This is a genomic window from Novosphingobium humi, assembly GCF_028607105.1.
GTDB lineage: Bacteria > Pseudomonadota > Alphaproteobacteria > Sphingomonadales > Sphingomonadaceae > Novosphingobium > Novosphingobium humi.
In genome coordinates this window covers 3,010,893-3,037,112 of record NZ_CP117417.1, presented here as the reverse complement: position 1 = coordinate 3,037,112, position 26,220 = coordinate 3,010,893, and the positions used below count along the sequence as shown (strand labels likewise).

Below are 26,220 nucleotides of genomic sequence, written 5' to 3'. Positions count from 1 at the left end.
TTTGGTTTGGCAAATGGAAGAAGGGAAATGTCTGCCCGCGCCGATGGCTTGCGCGGGCAGGGTATTCAGTTTCAGGCCTTAAGCGCCGCCGCCGCAGCAGCAGCAGCGGTAATGGCCGCCGCATCGGCGCCCTTGCCCACCATCCAGCTTCCGCCGACGCAGAGCACCTGCGGCAGGGCCAGATAATTGGGGGCCGTGGCCAGCGTGATGCCGCCGGTGGGGCAGAAACGGGCCGAGCCGAAGGGACCGGCAATGGCCTTCAAAGCGCTGACGCCGCCGCTGGCTTCGGCAGGGAAGAACTTGAAGCGGTTGAGGCCCAGATCCATGCCCAGCATGATGTCGGCAGCATTCGCCGTGCCGGGCAGGAAGGGGATGCCCGCCGCAACGGCGGCTTCACCCAGACGCGGGGTCAGACCCGGCGAGACGATGAATTCGCTGCCCGCATCAATCGCGCGCGCCAGATCGTCGGGGTTCAGCACCGTGCCTGCGCCGACAATCGCGCCGGGCACCTGCTTCATCACCTTGATGGCGTCCAATGCACACTCGGTGCGCAGCGTGACTTCGAGAACCTTGAGGCCACCGGCGACCAAGGCTTCGGCCAGCGGCAGCGCGTCTTCAAGACGGTCGATCACCAGCACCGGGATCACCGGCGCGGTGCGCATGATGGCGTCGATCCGGGCGGAGGCGGGGGTAGGGGTGTCGCTCATCATGCATGTTCCTTCTGAAACGCGGCGGCCGCGCCGAGCAGGCCCGGTTGGGGATGGGTAATCAGCTTGACCGGCAGGCTGGCCATCAGGCTTTCAAAACGGCCCTTGGCGCGGAAACGGTCGGCAAAGCCGGAGGACAGGATCGTGTCCTTGATGCGCAGGCCAAGCCCGCCCGCGATGACCACGGCCGACCCGCCCTGCGCCAGCGCCAGATCGCCCGCCGCCGAACCCAGCGAGAGGCAGAAACGGTCGATGGCCGCCGCCATCAGCGTGTCCTCGCCCGCGGTGCCCCTGGTCCAGATCGTGCGGTCGTCGGTATGCAGCACCGGGCGCTGTTCCAGCGCGGCCAGTGTTTCGTAAATATCGACGATGGCCGGGCCCGACACCACGCGCTCCACCGAAACGCGGCGATGACGCTGGCGCAGGCGGGCCAGAATCGCGTCCTCCACCGCATCGAGCGGGGCGAAATCGAGATGGCCGCCTTCGGTTGCCTGAACGTGATAAAAGCCGTTGCCGTCGCGCCAGACATGCGCCACGCCAAGCCCGGTGCCGGGGCCGACGATAGTGATCGTGCCGCTGGTGGGCAGCGCGACATCCGGCCCGGTCAGATGCTGGAAATATTCATCGCCCGCGCGCGCCACGGCGTGGCCCACCGCGCCAAAGTCATTGACGATGGTGACTTTGTCCACGCCCAAACGCTCGGGCAACTGATCGGGCAGGATCACCCACGGGTTGTTGGTAAAGCGGATCAGTTCGCCGCCCACCGGCCCCGCCACGGCCAGCGCGACCGCGCGCGGCAGGGCGCGGCCCGAAATTTCCGCGAAATGCTCCCATGCCGTTTCAAAGCTGGCATGTTCATTGGTTTTCAGCGTGGCCGGTTCGCCCAGCACGATCGCGCCATCATCGCCAAGTGTGGCAATGGTGAAACGCGCGTGGGTGCCGCCGATATCTACCGTAACGAGTTCCATGAATCCCCTCCGTCGTCAGGCCTTTAGCGTCAAAGACCTGCGAGCGCCAGCATGGCCGATCCGCCCTTTTCGGCGCCATCGGCCCCGGCGCGGAACATTGCGAACAATTCGCGCCCCACGCCCATCGCGGCGGCGGGCGCGCTTGCCGGCGTGCGGCCCGACAGGTCGGCCTTCACCTCCAGCGTGCCGGATTGCGCGCAGACGCGGATGATGTCGCCGTTCTGCACCAGCGCCAGCGCGCCGCCCGCAAGGGCTTCGGGCGTGACGTGGATGGCGGCGGGAACTTTGCCGGAGGCGCCCGACATGCGCCCGTCGGTGACCAGCGCCACCTTGAAGCCCTTGTCCTGAAGCACGCCCAGCGGCGGGGTCAGCTTGTGCAGTTCGGGCATGCCATTGGCGCGCGGCCCCTGGAAACGCACGACCACCACGCAGTCACGCTCCAGCTCGCCCGCCTTGAAGGCGGCCTGCACGTCTTCCTGGCTGTCAAACACCAGCGCGGGGGCCTCGATGGTCCAGCGTTCCTTTTCCACCGCCGAGGACTTGAAGGTCGCGCGGCCCAGATTGCCCTGAACCAAACGCATCCCGCCATCGGGCTGGAAAGGCTGCGCCACGGTCGAGAGCATCGCCGGATCATGGCTGACCTCAGGCGCCGGGCGGAAGGCCAGCGCTTGATTGCCCTCTGGGCCGTCGAGATAAGGTTCGGTGGCATAAGCGGCAAACCCGCCCTCGGCCACGGTCAGGATATCGCCATGGCACAGCCCGGCGCCCAGCAATTCGCGGATGACATAGCCCATGCCGCCCGCCGCGTGGAAATGGTTCACGTCGCCCGACCCATTGGGATAGACGCGCGCGATCAGCGGCACGACGCTGGACAGTTCATCCAGATCCGCCCAGTCGATGATGACCCCCGCCGCCCGCGCCATTGCGGGCAGGTGGATCGCGTGATTGGTGCTGCCCCCGGTGGCCAGCAGGCCGATGCAGGCGTTGAGGATCGCCTTTTCATCGACCACCTGCGCCATCGGGCGCGGATCGGCGCCCTTGCGGCTGATTTGCGTCAGGCGATGGACGGCCGCGCGCGTGAGTTGGCTGCGCAGCGGGGTGTTGGGCGGCACAAAGCTGGAGCCGGGCAATTGCAGGCCCATCATTTCCATCATCATCTGATTGGAATTGGCCGTGCCGTAAAAGGTGCAGGTGCCGGGCGAGTGGTAGGAACCCATCTCGCTTTTCAGCAATTCCTCGCGGCCAACCTTGCCTTCGGCGTAAAGCTGGCGGGTCTTCTGCTTGTCCTTATTGGCGATGCCGCTGGGCATCGGGCCACTGGGGATGAAGATCGAGGGCAGATGGCCAAAGCGCAGCGCGCCGATCACCAGACCCGGCACGATCTTGTCGCAGATGCCCAGCAGCGCGGTGCTGTCAAACACGGCGTGGCTGAGCGAAACGGCGGTGGAAAGGGCAATCGTGTCGCGCGAGAAGAGCGAGAGCTCCATCCCGTCCATGCCCTGGGTCACGCCGTCGCACATGGCCGGAACGCCGCCCGCCACCTGCGCCGTGGCGCCCACTTCGCGGGCATAGATCTTCATCGCATCGGGAAAACGCGCATAGGGCTGATGCGCGGAAAGCATGTCATTATAGGCCGTGACGATGCCGATGTTCTGGGCGCGGGTGAAGGCCAGCGTCTTCTGGTCCTCGACTGCGCCCGCATAGGCATGGGCAAGGTTGGAACAGCCATAGGCCGAACGGTCCCCATGACGGTCCGCCTCGCGCGCCATCAGGTCGAGATAGGCGCTGCGGGTCGCTTTGGATCGCTCGATCACGCGCTGCGTTACGCGGGCGATAGTGGGGTGCAGTTCAGCCATGATACTATTCCTTGTTCCTGCCCGCTTATTCGTGCCAGGCCACGCCATCCTTGGCGGCAAGGGCGATGGCGGCGGTCGGCCCCCAGCTTCCTGCGCCATAGGGATTGGGCGTGATGCCATTGTCGGTCCACACCTTGCGCACGCCGTCGATCCAGGCCCATTGCGCCTCCACCTCGTCGCGGCGGACGAACAGCGTCTGGTCGCCCTCGATCAGGTCGAGCAGCAGGCGCTCATAGGCGATGCGCTTGGTCGGGCCGGCAAAGGCGTCTTCCATGCTGATGTCGAGCGGCACTTCGCGCAGGCGAAGCCCGCCGCGATCCAGACCCGGCACCTTGGCATTGGTGGTGAAGGTGATGTTTTCCTCAGGCTGGATGCCGATGACCAGCCGGTTGGGCTGGGCAATCGCGCCGCGCTGGGCAAACATCGAATGGGGCACCGGGCGGAACTGGACCACGATCTCGGTGGTCCGCTTGGGCAGACGCTTGCCGGTGCGCAGATAGAAGGGCACGCCCTTCCAGCGCCAGTTGTCGATATGCGCCTTGATCGCCACGAAAGTTTCGGTGGCCGAAGGTTGACCCAATTCGTCGGCATAGCCCGGCACCGAAGCGCCGTTGATCGCGCCCGCGCGGTACTGGCCGGTCACGGTGTCGCCCGCAGCAACGGTGCGCAAGCTGCGCAGAACCTTGGTCTTTTCGCCCCGGATCGCGGCCGGATCGAAACGGCTGGGCGGCTCCATCGCGACAAGGGCGAGCAGTTGCAGCATATGGTTCTGCACCATATCGCGCAGCGCGCCCGCGCCGTCGTAAAAGCCCACGCGCCCTTCAAGGCCAACCGTTTCCGCCACGGTGATCTGAACGTGCTCGATATAGTGCGAGTTCCAGATGGGCTCGAAAAGAATGTTGGCAAAGCGCAGCGCCATCAGGTTCTGGACGGTTTCCTTGCCCAGATAGTGGTCGATGCGGAAAATACGGTCTTCGGGAAAGGCCGAGGCCACCGCGTCATTGATGTGGCGGCTGGTGTCCAGATCGGTGCCCAGCGGCTTTTCAAGGCCGATGCGGCTGGTCTCGTCGGCCAATCCGCTGGCCTGAAGGCCCGCGATGGTGGGTTCGAACAGGCTGGGCGCGGTGGACAGGAAAATCGCCAGACCATCCTGACGCGGGCCGACCTTGGCGGCCAGATCGGCAAATTGCGCGGTCTGGTTGGCGTCCAGCGCCTGATAGGTCAGCCGCTGGAGAAAGCCGGGGATCGCGCCCTTGCGATAATCGGGCAGGAACTTGCCCAGCGCATCGGCGGCAAAATTGCGGAAGCCATCGTCATCGAGGTCGGAGCGCGCCGTGCCGATGATGCCCAGCTTTTCCGGCACCAGAGCATCGGCATGAAGCGCGCACAGCGAGGGCAGCAGCATGCGCTGCGAAAGATCGCCGGTGGCGCCAAACAGCAGCAGCTTGTCGGCGGTAAAGCTCATCGATGGAGTCCCCTCGGGTGTCACGACTGTCACGGCTTTCTCCTTGGGTTGGAGTGCTTCCGCGCCATGGTTCACTAAGGCCGCCTTGGCGGTGGCCCATTTGCCTGGGTGATCTAGCGCCCTGATGGGGTTTGCGCCAGTTCATCGCCCGGGAATGGCGCGGAAATCCTAGGGTTTGAATACGAATTTGCGCTATGAATAGGTTTTCGCCACCGCCCATGCAAGGGCGCGCGGCGGCTCATCCCCGGCGCTGACCGCGCCGTTCATCCCCGGCGACGAATGGGAATCGGGATGTTGCAGATATCGGCGCTGCCGGGGGAATAGATGATGAAATCGTCGTGCCGGTTGACCCGTGCGTTCACATATTCGCGGAATGATGCGCTGGCGGTGGAGAGATATTCAAAGCGCGGCTGCTGGGCGGCGGGCAATTCATTGCCCAGCCGGATCGAGAGTATCGGGGTGTTTTTTGCCTTGTCATTATACATCCCATTGCCCGGCGCGCGGGGAAGCGAGGAGATATATTCAATCCCCTCGATCACGCGGCCCACCACGGCGATGTTGCGATCAAGCTGGCGCGGAGGCGTGCCGATTGCCACGTATAGCTCGGCGCCCGTGCCGGTGTCAGGCGAGTTGTTGCGGCCAACGCCCACCGTGGCGTAGCAATGGGTGGGCCATATGGCTTTGTCGTTGGTGGCAACAGGCCAGCCTTTGGCGAAGCCGACAAGACCAGTACCACCATCGAAAGCATAAGCGTCATTGAGCATCTCTTGTGCCCACCAGTCCATAGGCGCGATCAGGCTGGGGCAAACATCGCGGTCGCAAACAATGTTGCGGGGGCCATTGTGAACCAGATACTCACTCTCCGGCACCACCGCCAAACCCGGCGGCAGTGGCTTGGCCTTGGGCGTGTCCTCATCGGGATCGCCAAATTGCGCGACCCAATTGTCCTGAACCCGATAGACCGCGCCGCCATCCCACCAGTGGGCCGCGGCCAGCTTGCGCATATTGCCGATCCATCCTTGCGAAAAAGGCGCGGGCAAAAGCTGGATGAAAACCTGCCGCGCCTTGCCCGCCGCATCGGGCGAGAGCGTCATCACCAGCACATCGCCCGGATCGATCGCGGTCCAGTCGCCGGCCGGGGCGGCCTTGATGATCTCCGCGCTGGGGCGGGTCTTGGGCTTTTCCGCCGGGGCCGCCATGGCCATCGGCGCGGCGGAAAGGGCAAAGGCGGCGAGCAGGACAATCTTTTTGCGCATCAAGGCAATCTGCCTGCGCGCCCTCTCTTGCGCAAGCCGCGTTTCATCGCTAGGGGCCTGCCTTCCAGTGCAATGCGGAGCGGTGGCCGAGTGGTCGAAGGCGCTCGCCTGGAAAGTGAGTATACGTCAAAAGCGTATCGAGGGTTCGAATCCCTCCCGCTCCGCCATTTACCCATGGTTTGTCGATCTTCTCCTTTGGCGCCTCGCAATAGGCTTGCCGGTGGTTCGGGCGGAACCAGCTTTGGCCGGTCTCCAGATCAAAGGCGCGCCCTCGGGAATGGCCCGTAGCCCGCGGCAATTGACAAGCGGCGCAGCAACGGGGCGCGCAAAAAAGGGCCGGATTGCTCCGGCCCTTTTCCGTTTCGGGGATGGCTGGGCTCAGTTGCCCGCGCCCGGCCCATAGGTGATTTCCACGCGGCGGTTTTGCAACTCGCGCACACCGTCTGCGGTGGGCACGCGCTGGTTGGTTTCGCCAAGACCCTGCGTGGTGATCGAGGCGCTGCCGATGCCGTGGCTGGTCAGATAGGATTTGACCGATTCCGCGCGGCGCTGCGAGAGGCCGAGGTTATACTTGGCCGAGCCTGAACTGTCGGTGTAACCGGCCACCATCACCGGCACCGAGGCGCAATTGCCATAGGCCTGGATCGCGCTGTCGAGGATACCGGCTGCTTCGCTGGTGACGTCCGACTTATTCCAATCGAAGAACACGATATAGGGGCCCTTGTTGCAGACCGGAGCGGGCGGCGGGGGCGGCGGAGGCGGCGGAGGCGGAGCGGGCTCGGCGGCGGGCGGCGGGGGCGGCGGCGGGGCCGGTTCGGGCGCAGGCTCGGCCGCGCGGCCAAAGTTGTAGGTCAGCGTGGCCAGCACGGCATGGCTGCGCAATTTGGCATATTGCTGGAAACCGTCATGATTGGCGAAATTGGTGGCGCCGTCGGGGCGGAAATAGCGATATCTTATGCCCAGGTCGACATTCTTGCTGAGCGGTGCGGTGATCCCGGCCAAGGCCTGCCAGGCAAAGCCCTCGTCATGGCCGCTCAGGCCCCCGGCAGCGCCGTTGCTGGACCAGACATCCACGCGGGCATAACCCGCGCCCGCGCCCGCATAAGCCTTGAACTTGCCCCATTTTCCGATGCTGAAGAGCGCGTTGGCCATGCCCGCAACGGTTTCGGTATGGCCGTAAAAGCCATTGCCATTGTTGTAATAGCCATTGGGCAGCGGGGTGCCATTGGGGCGATATTCGCTTCGCAGGGCCGATTTGTCATAGAAACCTTCGGCTTCAAGGCGGAAATTGCCGAAGTCATAACCAAGCGCGCCGCCCGCCTGCCAGCCTACCTTGGCCCGGTTGTTGCGCTGAAAATTACCGCTGCCGTCGCGGATATCGACGCGCTCATGCTGCACTGCGCCGCCTTCGACCGTGACATAGGGCCCGGTTTCGGCATAGGCGGCAGTGGCCAGCGCGGAAGAGGCCATCGCGGCCGCAATAATCAGATTTCTCATGGTTTTCCTTCCTTTCGACCCGCGGGCTTGTCATTGGCGAGTGGTGCCTGCGTTTCGTCGATGAAAGAATCGAGACGAGCGAAGGTTGCATGGCCCGGCATCAAAATTACGTCTTTTTGCAGGCGCTGCATATCGGCGGCGCATTTGGCCATGGAACATCCCGCCCCGGCCGCCATTGATGGTGTATCAGTCAATCAAGGAGAGTAACGATGGGCATTCTCTTATGGCTTCTGATCGGCGCGCTGGTCGGGGCGGTCGCGGGCATGATCATGGGTGAAAGCATGGGCCTGTTCGGCAATATCATCATCGGGGTGGTGGGCGCCTTTATCGGCGGCCTGCTCTTTGCGCATGGCGATATCAACAACAGCCCGCTGACGATCGGCAGCTTTTCGGTTTCATTGGTGGGCGCGATTGTGCTGCTGGGCATCGTCAATCTGTTCCGGCGCGGTTCCTTGCGCTGAACCTGTGTGCAATCCCCCCACACGGGCGCGCAGCCCCCTGCGCGCCCGTCTATAATGGCCAGAACACATCGATGGCCAGCGTCCCCGCGACGATCACCATGACCGACAGGGGCAGGCCCAGCCGCCAGTAATCGCCAAAGCGATAGCCCCCCGGCCCCATCACCAGCGTGTTGCATTGATGGCCCACCGGGGTCAGGAAGTCCGATCCAGCGCCCGTGGCCACCGCCATCAGGAAAGCATCGGGATTGAGATGCAGGCCCCGCGCCACCCCCACCGCCACCGGCCCCAGCAACAGCACCGTGGGCGCATTGTGCAAAAAGGGCGAGCAGGCCATCGCCGCCGCCATCATCAGCCCCAGCGCAAAAATCGGCGCCACGCCGTCCAGCAGGCCGGTCATCACATGCGCGATGATCTCGCTGCCGCCACTGTGATGCACCGCCTCGCTGATCGGCGTCAGCGCCCCCAGCAGCACCAGCACCTCGGGTTCGAGCGCGCCATAGGCCTCGCGCGGGGATAGCGCGCCCACCACCATCATCATCACCGCCGCGCCGAAAAACGCCCCCGCCACCGGCGCCACCCCGAAAGCCACCAGCAGCATGGCCGCCGCCAGCACAAGGATCGGCAGGAACCTCCGCCGCCGGTCGCCCAGCTTCACATGGCGTTCAAACAGCGGCAGCAGGTCAAGGTCGGTCAGGATCGCGGGCAGCGCCCTTTCGCCCGCGCGCAGCACCAGCACATCGCCCGCGCGCAGCGTGGTTTCGTCCAGCCTTTCGGTGATCCGTTCCTGGCTGCGGCCGATGCCCATCAGGCGGACGCCGAAACGGTCATTCAACCCGACTTCCTGCGCGGTCTGGCCCACCAGCAGCGAATGCTCCTGCACCACCGCTTCGATGCTGCGCATTTCCTCGCCGGGTTCCGCTTTGCTCGGCTGTCGCTTTTCGCGCCCATGCATCAGCGGCACGCGGGCAAACAGGCGGTCGAGCGCCTCGTCCTGCCCCTCCAGCACAAGGCAACTGTCGGCCTGAAGCGCGGCATCGGGCAGGGCAGGGCGCGCGGCCCCGTCCGGCCCGATCAGCCGCCGCAAGGTCACGCCGTCATCGCTCAGGCGCAGCCCGGCGATGGTGACGCCGCTTTGCGCGAGTTCGGTGGTGATGCGCGCCTCTGTGGCATAGCGCGTCTGGGCCGAGGCGGCGTCAAGGCCCGCCGCGCCCTGCCGCTTGGCGGGCAGCAGGCGCCATGCCACGCTGACAGTCAGCAGCCCCAGCCCCGTCAGCACCAGGCCGACCGGGGCAAAATCGAACAGGGCGAACGGGCGGCCCAATTCCTGTTGCCGGATCTGGCTGACGATGATGTTGGTCGATGTGCCCACCAGCGTGACCAGCCCGCCCAGCAGCGACATGAATGCCATGGGCATCAGGAGGCTGGAGGGCGAGGTGCCGGTCTTGCGGCTCATGCGCAGCGCCACCGGCATCAGGATCGCCAGCGCCCCGACATTCTTGGTCAGCATCGAAAGCAGCGCGGTGGTGCCGGCCAGCACCGGCACCTGAACCCGCGCGGTGCGTAGCCGTTCCAGCCACGGCCCCACCGCCCATTCGATCACCCCTGATCGGGCGATTGCCGCGCTGACCACCAGCGCCGAGCCGACAATGATGACCACATCGCTGGTAAAGCCGATAAAGGCCTGTTTGACCGGGACATCGCCTGTGGCCATCGCAATGACCAGCACGACCAGCGCCACCAGATCATAACGGAACCGCCCCCAGACAAACATCGCAATGGCGCCCAACAGCAGCGCAAAGGACAGGCCTTGGGCATAGGTCATGGGCGGGCGTGGATCATGGGCGCAAAGCCAAATGCAAGCGTGACGGAGAATCGCGGCGACGAGGGCTTGTTATATCTCACAGGCCCATCATGCACGATAGGGGCGTCCATGTCCCGGCCTATAACTCAATTGGTCCGATTTTCCGCTCAACGGATCGACGATCGTCCCGTGATCAGATGGAAAATGAAGGAGGCGATGGCGAAAATCAGCAGAAGGTGAATCAGCCAGCCCGCAACGTGAAAGACGGCAAAACCACCGATCCATGCGACAACCAGAATAATGGCGAGAAAAAGCAGCATGGGTTTCCTCCTTTATTTCCATCCTATGGCCGCAATGGGCGACTATAAGCAGGAAATGACCGGCCGGATCGGAGGTTCCATGGTCATGCGGCGGGATTATTTTCCGATCTGTTTGGCGATTTGCGCCATCAGATCGGAAAAGTCCTGCGGCACCGGCTCTTCGGCGGCGGCATGGTAATAGGCGCGAATATCCTCGCTCCACGCCGGGGTGGGGGGGCGTTCAGGGTCGGTCTTGGCCCCGAGGGCGGTGGTAGGTGGAACTTCTTTCACAGGCTTGTCCCATTCCATGCGTCGCAAATTCGCATACCCGGAGCGCCGATGACAGCGCAACGGCGCTCATTTTTCAACATGCGATCCGAAAAACAGCGCCTGACTGATCGCGGCGCGCACGGTTTCATCGCGAAACGGTTTGCCGATCAGAAAGGCCGGTTCCGGCCGCTCGCCCGTCAGCAGCAATTCGGGGAAGGCGGTGATGAAGATCACCGGCACATCGCCGATGCGCAGGATCGCGTCCACCGCATCGGCCCCCGAACTGCCGTCGGCCAGTTGCATGTCGCTCAGCACCAGACCGGGGCGCTTGTCGGCAAAGATCACCCCGGCCTCGGCGGCGGTGGTGGCATTGCCGATGACGCGGTGGCCCGCATCGGCCACGATATCTTCCAGATGGCTGGCGATCAGCGGTTCATCCTCGATGATCAGCACATCGACCGGGCGGTCCAGCGCCAGATCGGCAATCGCCTCGTGGACAAGCTGCTGCGCCTCTTCCTCGCTCACGCCAAGGATTTCACCGGTCTGGGCCATCGAAAAATCCTCAAGCTGGTTGAGCAGCAGCGCCTGGCGGGGAAAGCTGGGGACGCGGGCGATCTGGGATGCGGTTTCGGCGGCGAAACTGTCCGCGCCGCGCGCGAAACCGGCATCGCTTGTGGTCCACACCTTGGTAAAGGCGCGAAACAGCCCCACGGCCCCGCTGTTGATTTCGGCCAGCAGCGCAGGGTCCTGCAAAGAGGCCTCCAGCATCGCGCGCACGATGGCATCGCCGCTCGCCTGGCGCCCGGTGACCGAACGCGCATAGCGGCGCAGAAACGGCAGCGAGGAGGCAAGGTCGCGGGAATCGTGAACAGCCTTGTGAACGGAACCGGCGCGCTCAGTGATCAAAGTCATGGATTTCCTCGCAGCGAGTAGGGGCCTGCGTGTCAAACAGCTCAGCGTGCGGTGGGTTCCGTTGGTCGCGCAAATTACGACAAATTTTTCGATGCCGGATGGGGAATGCGCTCAGGCATTTGATAATAAATGGAAATTATGAAACTCTGCGGATGCTTGCCGCCATGGAACCTTCACCGGGTCGGGACGTTAGCCTTTGCGAGGACCTAAAAAGGAAATTTCGCATGACCGAGAGATCCGATCAAAAGGCTGTCGCGTCCGGCGCCCCGCTGAGCGATGCCGAGTTTCACAAGGAGCTGACCGCGGCCATCCCGCATTTGCGCGCCTTTGCCCGCACGCTTTGCGGCAACCGCGACCGGGCCGACGATCTGGCCCAGGAAACGCTGATGAAGGCATGGGCCGCGCGAGACCGCTATGCGGCGGGCACCAGTTTCCGGGCATGGACCTTCACGATCCTGCGTCACCACTATTTCGGGCAATTGCGCCGCGAACGCTTTGTCGGCGATTATGACGAAGGCGTGGCCGAGACTGTGCTGAACACGCCGGGTGATCAGGAAAGCCAGATGGAGGCGACCGACGTGCTGCGCGCGCTGGCCACCTTGCCCGACGCCCAGCGCGAGGTGCTGATCCTGATGGCGGTCGGTTCGGTCAGCTATGAGGAGATCGCCGAAATCTGCGGCGTTGCCGTGGGCACGGTCAAGAGCCGGATCGCGCGGGCGCGCGCCGCGCTATCGGCGGTGCTGGAGGGCGGCGTGCTGCCCGATTTCCGCCATAACTTCGTTCTGGAAGGGGAGGTGCTGGAGGCCTTCATCAGCCAGTTTCGGCAAATTGCGCCTCCGCACCTGACCATGCGGCTGGTGGCCTGATTTCGTCCAGGGCGCCGGTGACAAAGGCATCACCGGCGCCCCAGAGTGAGGGGGCCAATGCTCAGCCGTCTTGCCCGTTGGCGGATGGCCCGGCCTGTTTCGGGGCGGAGGGCGCCCGGTGGATATCGACCTGCAAGCCTTTTCCGGGGCTGGAGAAACTGTGTATGGCGCCCAGCGAGCGCGCCATCGCGGTCACAATCTGTGAGCCCAGCCCGGTGCCTTGGGGGCCGTGGTCTTCGCCCAGCCCCACACCGTCATCCTCCACCCGCAGGTGGTAGCCGTCCTCGCCTTCCAGATCGAAACGGATGCGCACCTCGCCCGATTCCTCGCGGCCATAGGCATATTTGCAGGCATTGCTGACCAGCTCATTGACCAGCACGCCCAGCGTCACCGCCGTGGCCGCAGGCAGCGAGGCATCCTGCGCCATCACCTTGATCGAGCGGCGGATATTCTCGCTGGAGAAAGTACCCGCCAGATCGCGCGCCATGCCTTCCAGATAATCGCGCATGTTGACCGCGTGATAGCTCTCGCCGGTGTAAAGCTGGCGGTGGATGCGGCCGATCGCCTGAATGCGGTGGCGCACATCCTGGAGCATGGCGCGGGCCTCCTGTCCGGTGGCGCGGCGCGATTGCAGGCTGACCAGCGAGGAGACCATCTGCAGGCTGTTGGCCACGCGATGGTTCATTTCATGCAGCAGCGCCTCCAGTTGCGCATTGGTTTCGCGCAATTGCTGTTCGACCTGCTCTTTCTGCTGGCGCAGGCGCAGGGTGGCCGCCGCCTGATGCAGCGTGCTGGTCAGCAATTCGAAGAAATCGCCGCTGCCGGTCTTGACCACATAATCGACCGCGCCTGCCTTGAGCGCGGCCACCGCCACGCCCGTCTCATCCGAGCCGGTCACATAAATCACCCCCGGCGGCGAAGGCAGCGCCATCAGCAGTTCGAGCGTTTCCAGCCCCCCCATGCCCGGCATGATATGATCCAGCGCGACCAGATCGAAAGATGTTGCGCGGGCCAGCTCGATCCCCTGCGCGCCCGAAAGCGCATAGGTCAGCTCGCAGCCCATCCTTTCAAGGTGGCGCTTGGCCAGACGACACAGACCCTCGTCATCGTCGATATAGAGGATGCGCGATTCAGACAGCGGCATCAGCCCCCGCTTTCCGGAATTTGAATGACCGAGAGAAACAGGCCCAACTGGCGGATGGCGTCGGCAAAACTCTCATAATTGACCGGCTTGGTGATATAGACATTGCAGCCCAGATCATAACAGCGCTGGATCTCCACCTTGTCATCGGTGGTGGTCAGCACGACGACCGGGGTGCGGTGCAAACGGGGGTTTTCCTTGATCCGCGAAAGGATCGCCGTCCCGCTCATGTCGGGCAGGTTGAGGTCGAGCAGGATCAGCACCGGACCGTGCCGCGCCGGATCGCTGGCCGGGTTGAACAGGAATTCCAGCGCCGCCGTGCCATTGTCGAAATGGGTGATGTGGTTGGAAATCCCGGCGCGACGGATGTTCTTTTCGATCAGGCGCGCGTGGCCCAGATCGTCCTCGATCATGATAATCGTGACAGGCAATGGATTGCTCATGAAACCTGACTCTGTTCCTCGGAGTAATGGAGGGGGATCGACAGAATGAATGTCGACCCGACACCCAGTTCGGATTCGAGCAGGATCGACCCGCCCAAACGATAAACCAGCGCGCGGACATTCGCCAGTCCAATGCCTTCGCCGGGCTGATCCTGGGCGCCCGATCGGCGGAACAGGTCGAACACCCGCTCGAAATCGCGCGGGTCGATGCCGCGCCCATTGTCGGCCACACGGAATTCGGCATGGCTGCCGATGCGCTTGCCGGTGATACGGATGACGGGCGGCCGGTCGGGCTGGCGGTATTTGATCGCATTTTCGATCAGGTTGGACAGGATCTGTTCGATCGCCACCCGGTCGCAATAGATCTCGGGCTGATCCGGGGCGATGATGATCTGCGCCCCGGCCTGTTCGGCGCGCATCTTCATGCTTTCGACCACATCGTCCAGCAGCCGGTTCATGTCCAGCCAGGTCGGGGTCAGCGCCCGGCTGCCCTGACGCGAGAGCTGGAGGATGGCGTTGATCAGCCGGTCCATCTTTTGCGTCGATGTGCGGATGAAATGGATCGCCTCAGGCAAATCCTGCTCGATCAGCTCGTCCGTGCCGGGAGACAGCGTTTCGGGGCGGGTGCGGCGCGCTTCGACCAGCATTTCGCCCAGCCGCTTGGTGGCCAGTTCCAGTTCCGAGGTAAACCCCATCACATTGACCAGCGGCGAGCGCAGATCATGGCTGACGATATAGGCAAAGCGCTGAAGCTCGCCATTGGCGCGTTTGAGATCGGCGGTGCGCTCCTGCACGGCCAATTCCAGCCCGGCGTTGGCGTCGCGCAGCGCCTGACGCGAATTGACCAGATCGCGGGTGAACCGGCGCAGGCTGACAAAAGTGAGCAGCCCCACCACAATCAGCAGCAGCCCCGCCGCGCCCAGCACGACATAAAAGCCATACTGGATCCGGCGCATTTCTTCGCTGCGAAACCGCTGCAGGCGCAATTCCTCGTCCTGCATTGCGCGGGTCAGCACGTCGAGCATGCCCAGCGGGTCCTCGACGCGGATCGATTCGCCGAATTCCTTCTTGGTGATCGCGCCCACATCCAGCAGGACCTGCGCCTGCAGGGCTTCGAGCAAGGGCACGCGGGCCTGCTGCCGGGGGTTGTCGCTGGTCAGCGTGCGAAAGCTGGCGATCGCGCTTTCCAGCCTGGTGCGATAGGTCTTCAACTCGTCGGCGCGCCGCTCGATGTCCCGCTTGCGCCGGAAACTGTCGATCCGCAGCAGCGACACGCGCATGGCCGAAACCTGCCGCTCGACCTGATAGGCATGGGCCACGCCGTCCATCTGGCGCTGGTTCATCGTCATCAGGATCGCGGCCGAACCCACGATCCCGGCCAGCGCGACAAAGCCCAGCAGGATCATGCCGATCCATTTGCCGCGCAACGCAATGGGGGCGCGCAGGTCCAGCACCATGTCAGCGCACGACCTCGCGGCAATTGGCAATGGCCCCGTTGCGCGCCGAGGCGCAGCCGCGCGCACAGGCAAAGCCGGAGGTTACCTTGGCCTCCATCGTATAGTCCTGCATTGCGATGCGGCATTCCTGCGCGGTGCGGAAGGGGCGGGAAATGGCGCCCTCGGCATTTTCGCGCAGATCGTCATAGTAATAGCCGTACCACATGTCGTCCTGCCCCTTTGTGTTCGTGCATCCGGACAGCAAAAGGCTGGCGGCCAGCACAAGACACGCGCTCTTTGGCCAGACATGCATGTTCTTTCCCCGCTCCATTGGGCAAGTAGACGCGCCAGATCGCAAAAGGTTTCATGCCCCAATGCGATCTGCAAAAATTAAACCGCCAAGGAACTCTGCCTTGCGCCCGCCATTCCATCCCAGGAAGGCGGCAAGACGGCCTTCGCTTTCATCCATTTCGCAGGAGATGTATCATGGGTTCTGTCAGCGATCGCATTTCGGGCGCCACCAACTCGCTGGTCGGCAAGGCAAAGGAAGCCATCGGCAAGGAAACGGGCGATCCCAAGCTGGCCGCCGAGGGCGCGGCGCAGGACGCCAAGGGCAAGATCCAGACCGCCGCCGGCAAGGCCAAGGCCGCCATCGGCGAATAACTGCCCCCTTGATGGCGGGCAGGGCGCTGGCCCCGCTGGCGAGAGCGGGGCCAGCGTTGTCGGGGGCGGCGCCATCTATCGCGGCGCCAGAACATCCCCGTATTCGGGATGGCGCGCGGCCCATGCCACCATGAACGAACAGCGCGGCACCAGCTTCAACCCCTGCGCCCGCGCCAATTCAAACACGCCTTTCGCCAGCGCCCCGCCGATCCCGCGCCCCTCAAAGGCGGGAGGAACCTCGGCATGGAGCAGGTGATAGGCGCCGCCCGCATCCTGCCGATAGGTGCAGAAGGCCAGGGCGCCTTCCTCGATCGGCATCTCGAAACGCAGGGCTTCTGTGTTCAGCGTGACGGGTCTGGGCGTAAGGGGGGCGGTCATCCACATTCTCCTTTACCGGACAAGATGTGGCCGCCGGCCCCCCGGCGCAAGAGATCAGCGCAGATGGCGCGCCAGCAATTGCAGCACGCAGCCGTAATAATCCTGGGCCAGCGCCTCGGTCTTCAACGGCTGGTTCAGGGTGCGCTGGACGATGTTGCGCCCGCCCGGCGAGAGCGGGAAGGGCGCCTCGGCCCCCGACCAGACATCGACCCAGGCCGGGATCGGCTGGCCCGCGGCCTGTTTGCCCCGCCAGTAATCGGCAATCGGGGCGACCAGCGCCGCGCGCCGCGCCGCCACCGCATAGAGCGCCACACGTACCGCATCAAAACCGAATTGCGGCGGCTTGTCCGGCGCGGGCTGGGGCGTGCCGTCGGCCCCCACCACCACCCAGTCGGTGGGCAGATTATGCGCGCCGAACCGCGCCTTGCGCAGCAGGTTTTCGCAGGTGGCGATCACCGGGCCCCATGTGCCCGCACCATCCAGCGCGGCAAAGGCATCAAGCGCGGGAAAGATGAAATAGGACGGGTTGATCATCAGCCGGTCGCCCAGATCGAAACCGGCAATACCGGGCATCAGATAATGCTGGCCCCCGCGCGCGATCACCAGATGCTCGCGGATCGCCTGCCGGATCTGGCGCGAGCGCGCCTCCCATGCCGCCACGCCCCAGCGCCGCGCCGCCCGCGCCAGAGCCAGCGCGATCAGCAGGTCGCCATCGGTGGCATTGTTGGGGTCGGCCACAGGATTGTTCGAACGCGGATCAAAGCGCCATGAATAAAGCGCCACATCGGCGCGGGCCAGATGGGCCTGCGTCCAGTTGTACATGGCCTCGAAGGCCGGCCGGTCGCCCAGGGTCGCGGCCATCAGCATGCCGTAGCCCTGACCCTCGGTATGGCTGATCCCGCCATTGCCGGTGTCCACGATCCGCCCCGAGGCATCCAGATAGATCTGGCGAAAGCTGGTCCACATGCCGTCCAGGTTCTTTGGTGCGTCGATTGGCTTTTGGCTGTCCATCGGCCTTTGCCCGCCGCCTGTCCCTTCCGGGGTCACCGATTTGCCCTCGCCCTTGCGCGAACAGCCCACCATCAGGGCGGCGCTGGCGGCCATCAGCATATGGCGGCGGTCGAACAACATGGTTTTATCTTGCATCAATCTCTGCGCCATGGCGGATTTCAATGATGTTGTCCGCGCAGGACAACAGGCGGGTCTGCAACGCGTCGGGGCTGCCCATGGCGCGCATCCAGCCATCATAGGCCCCCAGCAAGAGCGCCGGCAAGGCCGCGCCCCAGTGGAAATCGGGATCATAGGGGATGGTGGCGGGGGCATCGTGATGATGGATCAGCACGCCCTGAAGATCGAGCGTGATCTCCGCCTCGCCCAGCCCGACGCGCGACCAGACCGCATTGACCGCGCCCTGAAGCTCGCGCAGGTCGCGCATGGCCGGGATCGGGTTCTGCCGCGCCAGACGCTGGCCTACGGCGCGGAAAAAACCCTGCGCCTGCTCCTTGCCCGCATTGGCAAAGATTTCCGATACGGCCAGCGCCGCGATCACCGCCAGTCCGCGATCCGAGGTCAACGGCGGCAAAGGCATATCGTCCATCAAGCCCCCCCCTTTGGATGTCCCGTCATATGCAAGCCTCATGTGCTGATCCCCCCTCACTTGGTGCTGCCCAACGATTGACGAATGCCCAGCATCGAGCGGAATTCGTCATAATTGCCGAAAGTGTTGTAGCTGACCTCGCCGCCCACGCGGGTGGCCGGGCCGATGCGATAGTAAAGTGAGGTCTGAGCCGACATGCCAAAGCCGGTCTTGCTCAGACTGTCGTAATAATTGCGCACGTCGCTGTTGAGGGCCTTGAGCGCGTCGAGCTGGGCCTGCGCGGCGGCATCATTGGGATACAGATTGGTGCGGTTTTGCGAGAAGCTCTGGAAACCGGGCGTGCCCGACACCTTCAGGTCCAGATTGCCCTTTTCATAGGCGTAACGAACCGGGAAGCTGAGCGCGAGGAAGCTTTGCGGGCTGAAATAGCCGCCCTGACCCCAGGTGAACTCGTTCTGATTGTTGCCATAGGACTGGTAATTGATGTTCATCCCGGCCGTGATCGAGGAATGTTCATCGTGCCAAGCCCGCATATAACCGCCGACATTGACCTCGACATTGCGGTTCGAGGCGACATTGGTGCCGTTGTAGCGGTTGTAGCTGACATCGCCATAGGCGCCATTGCCATTGTTTTCATACGAGTAACCAACACCGCCCCCGGTGCGCATGACCTGGCCCCAGGTCTGGCCCGTGACAGGATCGCGCGTCCCGGCATAGGCAACGACGCTGTCGGTCACCGGCTTGCGCTCAAACCATGCGCGCGCGGTGGCATGCTGGGACAATTGCGGGGTGACGGCCACGCGCCATGTGGCCTTGGTGCTGCCAAAGCCGACCGGCGTGGTGCCGCCCTCGATCTGCACCAGCTTGTCGGCATAGCCCGCGCTGAGCGCCACGCCCGAGGCACGCTGGGTTTCGGCATTGATCAGCGCCGAGGCGACCTTGTTGACGATGGCCTGCGCCTCGATCGTGGCATTGGTGCCAAAGCGCGCAAGGCCTGAGCTCGTCGGACGCCCGGCATCGATCACCACCGCTTCGGCGCGGGCAAAGACGCGGCCGCGGCCAAGCCCGGTGGAAAGCTGGGCGTTGGTCTTCATCTCGCTCAATTGCGAGAGACCCGCTTCGCCCTTGCGCGCGCGGAACGAGGCGTTGACTTCGGCGCGCGGGCCATTGTCGGCGGCAAGCCCTGCGATGTCGCGCTCAATTCCCGCCAGCACCGGATCGACGGGCGCTTGCGGGGTCGCGGCGAAAGGGGCGGCGTTATTCTGGGCGCCTCCGGCAAAGCCATTGCCCGGCAGACCGCCCCATGTGGCCGGAGCCGGGGCTGATTGCGGGGCGAAGTTATTGCCCTGATAGGCGGTGGGAACCTGCTGGGCGCCATAATTGCCCTGCGGAGAGAAGCCGCTCTGCGCGGCCCCGTTTTGGGGGGCAAAACCGTTTTGCGGGGCAAAGCCGCTCGGCTGCACGGGCGCGCTCATCTGCAGGCGCGTGCCGCCGCCAAGGGCAAAGGGGTTGGGCATGGCGGGCGCGGCGGGCTGCTGCTGTTGCTGCTGCTGCTGCGCGCGGAAGGGGTTGGCGTCGGGCGCTTGCTGGGCCACCTGCGCGCCATCGGCGGCAAAGGGCGATGAGGCGAAAGGATTGGCGCCGTTGTTCGTCCCGCTGCTGCGCTGATAGACCTCGCGGGCCTGTTTGAAATAGCGCGTGGCGGCCGAGGCATTGCCGCGTGCCTGCTCGGTGCGGGCGGCGGCCAGCCAGACTTCGTAATTGTTCGGGTTTTCGCGCAGCAACTGGGCCTGCGCCTGCTGGCTCAGGCTCTTGTCGCCCGCCGCCTGCGCGGTTTCCATCAGGCCCGAGAGCGCGTCGCGGTTCTTGGGATCGCGCACCAGAATCATCTGGAAGGTCTGCGCCGCGCGGGCATTCATCCGGCCCGACTGATAGAGCCGCGCCAGCGAGGAAAGGATCTCCGGGCTGTCGGGCGCGGCGTTAAACGCGGTCTGAAGCACGTCGAAGGCCTGGGCGAACTGACCGGCCTGACGCAGGCGGTCGGCCTGCTGGGCCGCCGCGCTGGCGGCCATGCGGGCCACGGCGCGCTGGCCATTGGGATCGCCCGCGGCCAATTGCGTCGCCTTGGCCATCGCGGTGCGCGCCAGATCGTCGCGTCCCGTCCGCACGGCCACGCGCAGGATGGCCTCATAGCCGGCGATTTCCGAAACCGGTCCGTTGATCGCCTGCTGCGCCATCGCGGCGGCGTCGAAATTGTCGCCCAGATCAAGCAGCGCCTCGGCAATCGCGGCCTGCTTGACCGGCGAGAGGCCCTTGGTGCCGCCCAATTGCTTGAGCACGCCGACCGCTTCGCCCTTCTGGCCATTGGCGCCGATCTGCTTGGCGCGGATGATGGCGGTGTCGATCTTCAGTCCGATGGCGAAATTGCGCATCGGGGCCGAGCGGGCCTCGTCGGGAATGCGGTCGATCAACCCTTGCGCATTGGCGGTGCGGCCCAGATCGGCGTTCAGCATCGCAGCGGCATAAAGCGCGTCGGGATCGGTCGAGGAAGAGAGCGAGGCGATCAGGCTCTCGCTTTCGGGCACGCGGCCGCGGCGGATCATGAAGCGGGCAAATTCATAGCGGATCCACGGATCGTTCTGGTCCAGCATGATGCCCTGCTGAAACGCCTGTTCCGCGCCGAAATCATCGCCGCGCGCCGCCGCCGCAAGGGCCGCCCCGCGCGCCGCGCGGCTTTGCAGCCGCTGGCCGTTGGGGCTGTCCTCGCCGCCTGCCTGACGATAGAGGTCGGCGGCATCGGCAAAGCGGCCCTGACGTTCGTAAATGTCGGCCAGCAATTCATAGGCGCCGCCATTTTCGGCATAGCCCGAGCGGATCAGCGCCTCGGCGGCCTTGCGGGCATCGTCCAGAGCGCCGCGCGTGACCATCGCCTGCGCTTCCTGAAGCGAGGCGAAATAGCGCGCTGATTCCAGCGCTTCCTTCCACTTGGACGCATCGCCCAACTGGCTGGCCTGCGCCAGTTGATCGCGGGCCTGCGCAAAGCGGCCACGCTTCAGATCGACCAGACCAAGGCCGCCCAGCGCATCGGCGTCGCGCTTGTTGCGGGCAAGGGCCGACTGGAACTGACGCTCGGCGCTGTCCAGATCATTGTCCTGCAACTCGCGGAAGCCGATGACGCGGGCCTGACCGGCGCGGTCGGCCGCCGAAGGTCCGGCGGGTGCGGCAGGGCGCGGCGCGGGCTTTTCGGCCGCAGCCGGGGCGGGCGCAGGCGCGGCGCGCGGCGTGACCGGACGCGGGGCCGGTGCCCGCGCGGGCTTGGGCATGGCCGCGAGCGTGCGGGTCGGCTGGGGCGCGGGGGCGGGGGCTGCGGCGGGCGCCAGCGCGCGCTTGGCCACCGCATTGCCCGGGTCCAGCTCCAGCGCGCGGCGCCATGCCTGCACGGCCAGATCGTGACGCCCCTTGCCTTCCCAATATTGGGCCTGATCCAGCAGCGTCTTGACCCCCGATGCCTGCGCATGGGCGGGGGCGGATGCCAGGCCGCCCGCAAGCCCGCAAGCCAGCATCGCGGCAGCCATAGCCGCGCCGGTATTCCAGCGCAGCGCGCGGCGTTGAGAGGCGATGCTCACTTCTTGTCCCCCTTGTGTTGGTTCAGGTCGGCAGGCGCTTCACCCTGCAGGCGCTTCTTGGCCTGGCGGGCAAAGATCAGATAGACAGGGCCCGTCAGCAGCAGGGCAAGCAGCACCCCGCTCAGCGCCATCAACAGCGGGCGCTGGCTGAACCAATAGGCCATCTTCATCCAGAGCGGCAGGCTGCCGGCCCAATAGCGCGGGCCGATGGCAAAGCTGTTCATCCCGTCGCCGGTGGTGACGGCAAGGTCGCCCTGAATCTGGGCGTTGATCTTGTCGTCATTCATGCCATCGACCAACTGGGGCAGGGTGGCGGTGTCATCCGCGATCAGCGCGACCACGCTGCGGCCCGAGGAGATGGGCGATTCAAAGGCGACGATGCCGTTGAAGCCCTTGGAGGCATAGACGGTGTTCTCGACGTCTTCCTTGTTGTCCTTGCCCCAGCCGCCGAAGAGGCTCTCGACATATTGCAGGGGCGAGCGTTCCGTGACCTTGAGCGTGCCGCCCTCGTTGCGCAGCGGCGCATTGGCAAACAGCGCGCCGCCCGCCAGATTGGCGCTGCCGATCACGAGCACATCATGGTCAGCGGTCTGTTCACCATTACCGCCCAGCGAAACCGTGACGCCCGTGGTGGCCACGCCGGTCGAATCGCCCAGACGGCCCATCATGTCGAGGAAAGCCTCGATCGCGGGTTCGCTGGGATGTTCGTCCATCACCACCACGGTTTCCGACAGGTCGGGGCGCACCGTGAAGGGATAGCCCGCGCCCGCAAAGCTGGCCAGATCGGGCATCTGCAGCCCGTGCCATGCGCCGGTCAGGTTGATCGTCGAATTGGGATCGAGGCCCACGCGCACATTGTCGGGCAGCGTGCCGGTGCACTTCTGCTTGTCGGCCATGATCAGGTTATAATCAAAGACGATCTCGTTCGAGCCGAACAGGTTGTAGCGGGGCAGGCCCACGCTGCCGCGACCATTGACGCTGTTGGCGCCCGAACCATACCACAGGCGCTGCCACCAGGTCATGCCGGTCAGCGGAAGGGTTTTCAGGAACTGGCCGTTGATCGACACGTCCATGCGCGAACCTTCGCGGTCCAGCCACTTGGCGTCGGGATAGATATAGCCCAGATTGAGCGAACCGCCCTGACGGGGCCAGAAGAACAGGTCGGGGGCCAGACGGAAGCGCGCGGCCAGCGGGCCGGGCGGCAGGCCCATGCCCACCAGCGCGTAAGGCGCCATGATCTCACCCAGCTTGACTTCGCGGCCCGTGGTCAGCCAGCGCGGCGCGCCATAGCGCGGCCAGGTCGGGATGCGCGCATTGTCAAAGCTCATCTGTGCGCCGCCCGGAATGCCCTTGGCGCTGGCCAGAGCCGCTGCGGCAAGGCGGATTTCGGCATCATTGCGCCCGGCAATCACCAGCAGCATGCCGCTGGAATCGGCCGGGTTGCGGATCATCGTGGCGGTCGCCCCATTGATCGGCACATTGATGCCCAGTGCCGGGGTCTTCATGAAGACGATCGCATTGCCGGCGGGCAGGCGCCCCACCATCGGCTTGAAGGAAAAACCGCGATAGGAAGCCAGGCTGCCCATCCACGAGGAGATGCTGGCGGCGGCCTCGAGGTCGCCATGGGTGGGCGCGGCGGCAAACACGAAGGGCAGATGCAGCGCGCCATTGTCGTGGCGGTCAAAGAAGGGGCCGGGCAGGCTGGCCAGATCGGGCGCCTTGGGCAGCGACTGCACCGTCAGGTCAAAGCCGGACTGGACATTGCTGACATTGGCCCAGAGCGAGGAGTGGAACGGGTCCTCGCAATCGCGGGCGTAATGCGCGATCAGACGCAGGTTGAGCTGGTTGTCGCCGGGCAGGAACAGCGCGGGATTGACCGGGATCTTGAGCGTGATGCCGCCCGCATTGTCGCGGGTGAGGGGCACGGTCTGAACGACTTCGCCATTGAGCAGCACGACCAGTTGCGACAGATCGCCCAGCAGCGCCGGGCTCCATGCCGCGCGCAGCGTGACCAGTGCGTCGGTGACGATATCGTTGGGGCGCATGCCGAAGGGGATGCCGATTTCGCCGCGCGTGCCCGCCAGGCGGATTGGCGTCTTGATGCGCAGATCCTTGAAGGTCAGGTGTTCGCGGCGCGTGCCGGTGGTGCCCGCTGTGATAAGCGGCGCGGATGCGGGCGCGGCGGTGGCGGCAGCGGAGGCAACAGGGGCCGCGACCGGAGCCTGGGCGCGCAAGGCATCATGCGGGGCCAGCATCGAGGCGGCCATCACCGCCAGCAGGCAGGCAGCCGCCTTGACCCCGGCCAGGCCGCCCTTGGGCGCGGGCACCGGGCGGGCCATCAGCATCGGACGCTCGACCGTTTCGGGCTCGGCCGCCTCGGCCGAGGCCTCGGGGCGCGCTATCGGCTTGTCCTTGGCGGCATCCTTGGCGGCCGGAACGGGCTTGCTGGGCAATTCGGCGTTGGCGGCCGCCATTTGCGCGCGCTGGGCACGCATCCGGCGACGTTCCTCGACATTCAGACCCAGCAGGCGCTTCAACGTCATCAGATCGACGGCAAGAATATCTTTCACAGACCGCAGTTCCCCCACCGGCTCAGGCGCCGACATCTGCCACGCATCAGCCCGTCCCATAACGGCACGCACTAGCTTGCGGCCCATGGCCATGTCCAGCGGGTGAAACCGTACAAATGCGTATCCGCGCGCCGTGCGAATAGTATCCACAGGAATAACGAGACGATCAGCGTCCATATCGAGCGCGATATGGGTCAGTTCCGGTTCGCGCACCGGCAGATCGGCGGGCAGAGCAATCGCCGCGCCGCCCATCGAGATGTCGCGCGTGACGCCGGTGATGGCATGGCCCGACTTCAGATAGAGCGTGACGGGCAGTTCGGCATGGATGCGGATGTCCTTGCGCGCCTGACGCGTTTCGCGCGCCACCGAGACGGCGGCCAAGAGGATGATCAGCGAGAAGGTGGCCCATGCGGTGTTGAGCAGCAGCGTGTCGATCTGGATGTTGAAGCTGGACTGGAAGAACAGCAGCTTGATCCAGCCCATCGAGACGGCCCCGGCCAGCAGGGCGATGGCCACCAGATGGGGCTTGACGATGGCCCAGTCGAAGAAGGTCTGGTCCAGCAGGTCGCCCTTGTCGGTGACGTTGAACTTGCCCTTGCGCGGCTGGAACCAGGTCATGACCGTGGGCTTGACCAGGTGGAAGGCCAGCATGGTTTCATAGACCTCGCCCCAGAACGGGCGGCGCCAGCCAAGCTGCGAACGGCCGCTGAACACCTGCGAACAGACGAGGTGGGGCGCGGAGAAGGCGAAGATCAGCGAGGCCGAGGCCTGAATGATGTTCTGGCCAAAGATCAGATAGGCCAGCGGGCTGGTCAGAAACACGATGCGCGGCAGCGGAAACTGAAAGTGCATCATGGCGTTGAGATAGCAAAGGCGCTGCGGGATGCTCAGCCCCTTGCCGAACAGGGGGCAGTCGATGCGCAGGATCTGGGTCATGCCGCGCGCCCAGCGGATGCGCTGGCCCACGTGCAGAACGAAACGTTCGGTGGCCAGACCGGCCGACAGGCGCGCCTCCAGATAGCCGGTGTTCCAGCCCATGCGCTGAAGCTTGAGCGCGGTATGGGCGTCCTCGGTCACGGTTTCACCGGCAAAGCCGTTGGTGATTTCCAGCGCCTCGCGGCGGATGATCGCGCAGGAACCGCAGAAGAAAGCCGCGTTCCACAGATCGTTGCCGCCCTGCACCGGGCCATAGAACAGGTCGCCTTCGCCCGGCATGTCGCCCACCACATTGCCCAGATTGCGCTGGACCGGATCGGGCGAATACATGTGGTGCGGCGTCTGCATCAGCGCCAGCTTGGGGTCCTTGTCGAACCAGCCGACCGAGAGCTGCAGGAACGAGCGCGTCGGCACGTGGTCGCAGTCGAAGATGGCGATCAGCTTGCCGTCGGTCTTTTTCATCGCCGCGTTCATATTGCCCGCCTTGGCGTGCAGATTGTTGTCGCGGGTGATGTAGCCGCATCCGGCCTTGCGGGCGAAAGCCTTGAATTCCGGGCGCTTGCCATCGTCCAGGATATAGACGTTGAAGCGGTCGGCCGGGTAATCCATGTCCATCGCGGCATAGACCGTGTTGCGCACGATCGAGAGGCTCTCGTTATAGGTGGGGATGTAAACGTCCACCGTGGGCCATTGCGAAGGATCGCCCGCGGGTTCCACTACGGGGCGATAGAGCGGCCAGCTGGTCTGGATAAAGCCCAGCACGAGGATGACCCAGGCATAGGCTTCGGCTAGATACAGGCCGGTGCCCAGCATCGCTTCGAGCGGGCCGCCGAAAGACAGCGTCTGGGTCGTGCGCCAGAACAGATAGCGGGTGGACACGATCAGCGAGAGCAGGCCGATGGCCAGCGCGCCCTTCTGCGATTTCCAGCGGTTGATGATCAGCGCGCCCACGATCGTGGCGCCGGCAAATTGCCATTGCGACTTGGCATCCAGAGGCACGGTGATGACCGCCACGGCGATCATCGCCAGCAGCACCCATCCAGCCAGACGGCCAATCTTGGGGAGATAATCG

At 64.8% G+C, this 26,220-nt stretch carries 23 protein-coding genes and 1 tRNA gene; 4 read left to right on the top strand and 20 right to left on the bottom strand.

The genetic code is table 11. From position 1 onward, the window contains the following. Window positions 1-71: 71 nt before the first annotated feature. The 5 genes from PQ457_RS14290 to PQ457_RS14270 form a co-directional block, all read right to left on the bottom strand. Entirely contained in the window at window positions 72-710 is a 639-nt protein-coding gene (locus PQ457_RS14290) for a bifunctional 4-hydroxy-2-oxoglutarate aldolase/2-dehydro-3-deoxy-phosphogluconate aldolase (protein ID WP_273617469.1), read from the bottom strand. After that, window positions 707-1,675 carry a glucokinase gene (locus PQ457_RS14285; RefSeq protein ID WP_273617468.1) on the bottom strand — a complete coding sequence of 323 codons (969 nt, stop codon included), beginning with the start codon at window positions 1,673-1,675 and terminating at the stop codon, window positions 707-709. The genes PQ457_RS14290 and PQ457_RS14285 overlap by 4 nt, the downstream gene beginning before the upstream one ends. Window positions 1,676-1,704: 29 nt before the next feature. Continuing rightward, window positions 1,705-3,531, bottom strand: coding sequence for a phosphogluconate dehydratase (gene edd / locus PQ457_RS14280; RefSeq protein WP_273617467.1), 1,827 nt, complete (start codon window positions 3,529-3,531; stop codon window positions 1,705-1,707). A 25-nt stretch (window positions 3,532-3,556) separates the two neighbouring features. Further along, window positions 3,557-4,996 carry a glucose-6-phosphate dehydrogenase gene (gene zwf, locus PQ457_RS14275; RefSeq protein WP_273619341.1) on the bottom strand — a complete coding sequence of 480 codons (1,440 nt, stop codon included), beginning with the start codon at window positions 4,994-4,996 and terminating at the stop codon, window positions 3,557-3,559. Between the two features lie 263 nt (window positions 4,997-5,259). Then, a complete protein-coding gene (locus PQ457_RS14270; RefSeq protein WP_273617466.1) occupies window positions 5,260-6,252 on the bottom strand; it encodes a peptidylprolyl isomerase in 993 nt (330 codons plus the stop codon). A 76-nt stretch (window positions 6,253-6,328) separates the two neighbouring features. Here PQ457_RS14270 and PQ457_RS14265 point away from each other — a divergent pair. Next, a tRNA-Ser gene (locus tag PQ457_RS14265) sits at window positions 6,329-6,419 on the top strand. Between the two features lie 211 nt (window positions 6,420-6,630). Here the strand turns inward: PQ457_RS14265 and PQ457_RS14260 are convergent. After that, a complete protein-coding gene (locus PQ457_RS14260) occupies window positions 6,631-7,749 on the bottom strand; it encodes an OmpA family protein (RefSeq protein WP_273617465.1) in 1,119 nt (372 codons plus the stop codon). Next, the gene (locus PQ457_RS14255) at window positions 7,746-7,901 is read right to left on the bottom strand and encodes a hypothetical protein (RefSeq protein WP_273617464.1); all 156 of its coding nucleotides are present in this window, start codon (window positions 7,899-7,901) and stop codon (window positions 7,746-7,748) included. Before PQ457_RS14255 ends, PQ457_RS14260 begins: the two co-directional genes overlap by 4 nt. A 57-nt stretch (window positions 7,902-7,958) precedes the next feature. On the opposite strand from PQ457_RS14255, the gene PQ457_RS14250 reads away from it, so the two are divergent. Next, window positions 7,959-8,210: a GlsB/YeaQ/YmgE family stress response membrane protein gene (locus PQ457_RS14250; protein ID WP_273617463.1), complete on the top strand. Its 252-nt coding sequence runs from the start codon at window positions 7,959-7,961 to the stop codon at window positions 8,208-8,210. Window positions 8,211-8,259: 49 nt separating this feature from the next. On the opposite strand, the gene PQ457_RS14245 is transcribed toward PQ457_RS14250, so the two are convergent. From PQ457_RS14245 to PQ457_RS14230, 4 genes are all read right to left on the bottom strand, one after another. Then, window positions 8,260-10,032, bottom strand: a complete 1,773-nt coding sequence (locus tag PQ457_RS14245; RefSeq protein WP_273617462.1) for an SLC13 family permease — start codon at window positions 10,030-10,032, stop codon at window positions 8,260-8,262. 146 nt (window positions 10,033-10,178) lie between these two features. Next, a complete protein-coding gene (locus PQ457_RS14240; protein WP_273617461.1) occupies window positions 10,179-10,331 on the bottom strand; it encodes a lmo0937 family membrane protein in 153 nt (50 codons plus the stop codon). Between the two features lie 96 nt (window positions 10,332-10,427). Next, entirely contained in the window at window positions 10,428-10,601 is a 174-nt protein-coding gene (locus PQ457_RS14235; RefSeq protein ID WP_273617460.1) for a NepR family anti-sigma factor, read from the bottom strand. A gap of 66 nt (window positions 10,602-10,667) precedes the next feature. Further along, complete coding sequence (locus PQ457_RS14230; RefSeq protein WP_273617459.1) at window positions 10,668-11,492, bottom strand: response regulator; 825 nt, start codon at window positions 11,490-11,492, stop codon at window positions 10,668-10,670. 224 nt (window positions 11,493-11,716) lie between these two features. Between PQ457_RS14230 and PQ457_RS14225 the strand changes: the two genes are divergently transcribed. Continuing rightward, window positions 11,717-12,358 (top strand): sigma-70 family RNA polymerase sigma factor, encoded by a 642-nt coding sequence (locus tag PQ457_RS14225; protein ID WP_273617458.1) that lies wholly within the window; start codon window positions 11,717-11,719, stop codon window positions 12,356-12,358. Window positions 12,359-12,419: 61 nt separating this feature from the next. Here PQ457_RS14225 and PQ457_RS14220 read toward each other — a convergent pair whose 3' ends face one another. The 4 genes from PQ457_RS14220 to PQ457_RS14205 are packed head-to-tail and all read right to left on the bottom strand — an operon-like array spanning window position 12,420 to window position 15,691. Continuing rightward, window positions 12,420-13,502, bottom strand: a complete 1,083-nt coding sequence (locus PQ457_RS14220; RefSeq protein WP_273617457.1) for a histidine kinase dimerization/phosphoacceptor domain -containing protein — start codon at window positions 13,500-13,502, stop codon at window positions 12,420-12,422. Beyond that, the gene (locus PQ457_RS14215; RefSeq protein ID WP_273617456.1) at window positions 13,502-13,942 is read right to left on the bottom strand and encodes a response regulator; all 441 of its coding nucleotides are present in this window, start codon (window positions 13,940-13,942) and stop codon (window positions 13,502-13,504) included. The genes PQ457_RS14220 and PQ457_RS14215 overlap by 1 nt, the downstream gene beginning before the upstream one ends. Next, complete coding sequence (locus PQ457_RS14210) at window positions 13,939-15,399, bottom strand: sensor histidine kinase (RefSeq protein WP_273617455.1); 1,461 nt, start codon at window positions 15,397-15,399, stop codon at window positions 13,939-13,941. Before PQ457_RS14210 ends, PQ457_RS14215 begins: the two co-directional genes overlap by 4 nt. Window position 15,400: 1 nt before the next feature. Continuing rightward, window positions 15,401-15,691 (bottom strand): hypothetical protein, encoded by a 291-nt coding sequence (locus tag PQ457_RS14205; protein ID WP_273617454.1) that lies wholly within the window; start codon window positions 15,689-15,691, stop codon window positions 15,401-15,403. 173 nt (window positions 15,692-15,864) lie between these two features. On the opposite strand from PQ457_RS14205, the gene PQ457_RS14200 reads away from it, so the two are divergent. After that, window positions 15,865-16,041 carry a CsbD family protein gene (locus PQ457_RS14200; protein ID WP_273617453.1) on the top strand — a complete coding sequence of 59 codons (177 nt, stop codon included), beginning with the start codon at window positions 15,865-15,867 and terminating at the stop codon, window positions 16,039-16,041. 75 nt (window positions 16,042-16,116) lie between these two features. Here PQ457_RS14200 and PQ457_RS14195 read toward each other — a convergent pair whose 3' ends face one another. From PQ457_RS14195 to bcsA, 5 genes are read right to left on the bottom strand one after another with little or no spacing between them, the layout of a single operon-like run. Further along, on the bottom strand, window positions 16,117-16,419 hold the full coding sequence (locus PQ457_RS14195; protein ID WP_273617452.1) for a GNAT family N-acetyltransferase: 303 nt from the start codon (window positions 16,417-16,419) through the stop codon (window positions 16,117-16,119). 54 nt (window positions 16,420-16,473) lie between these two features. Continuing rightward, window positions 16,474-17,565, bottom strand: a complete 1,092-nt coding sequence (locus tag PQ457_RS14190; protein WP_273617451.1) for a family 8 glycosyl hydrolase — start codon at window positions 17,563-17,565, stop codon at window positions 16,474-16,476. After that, a complete protein-coding gene (bcsD, locus tag PQ457_RS14185; RefSeq protein WP_273617450.1) occupies window positions 17,555-18,016 on the bottom strand; it encodes a cellulose biosynthesis protein BcsD in 462 nt (153 codons plus the stop codon). The genes PQ457_RS14190 and bcsD overlap by 11 nt, the downstream gene beginning before the upstream one ends. Window positions 18,017-18,072: 56 nt before the next feature. Further along, a complete protein-coding gene (locus PQ457_RS14180; RefSeq protein WP_273617449.1) occupies window positions 18,073-21,642 on the bottom strand; it encodes a cellulose biosynthesis protein BcsC in 3,570 nt (1,189 codons plus the stop codon). Continuing rightward, window positions 21,639-26,171, bottom strand: a complete 4,533-nt coding sequence (gene bcsA, locus PQ457_RS14175; protein ID WP_273619340.1) for a UDP-forming cellulose synthase catalytic subunit — start codon at window positions 26,169-26,171, stop codon at window positions 21,639-21,641. Before bcsA ends, PQ457_RS14180 begins: the two co-directional genes overlap by 4 nt. Window positions 26,172-26,220: the final 49 nt, after the last annotated feature.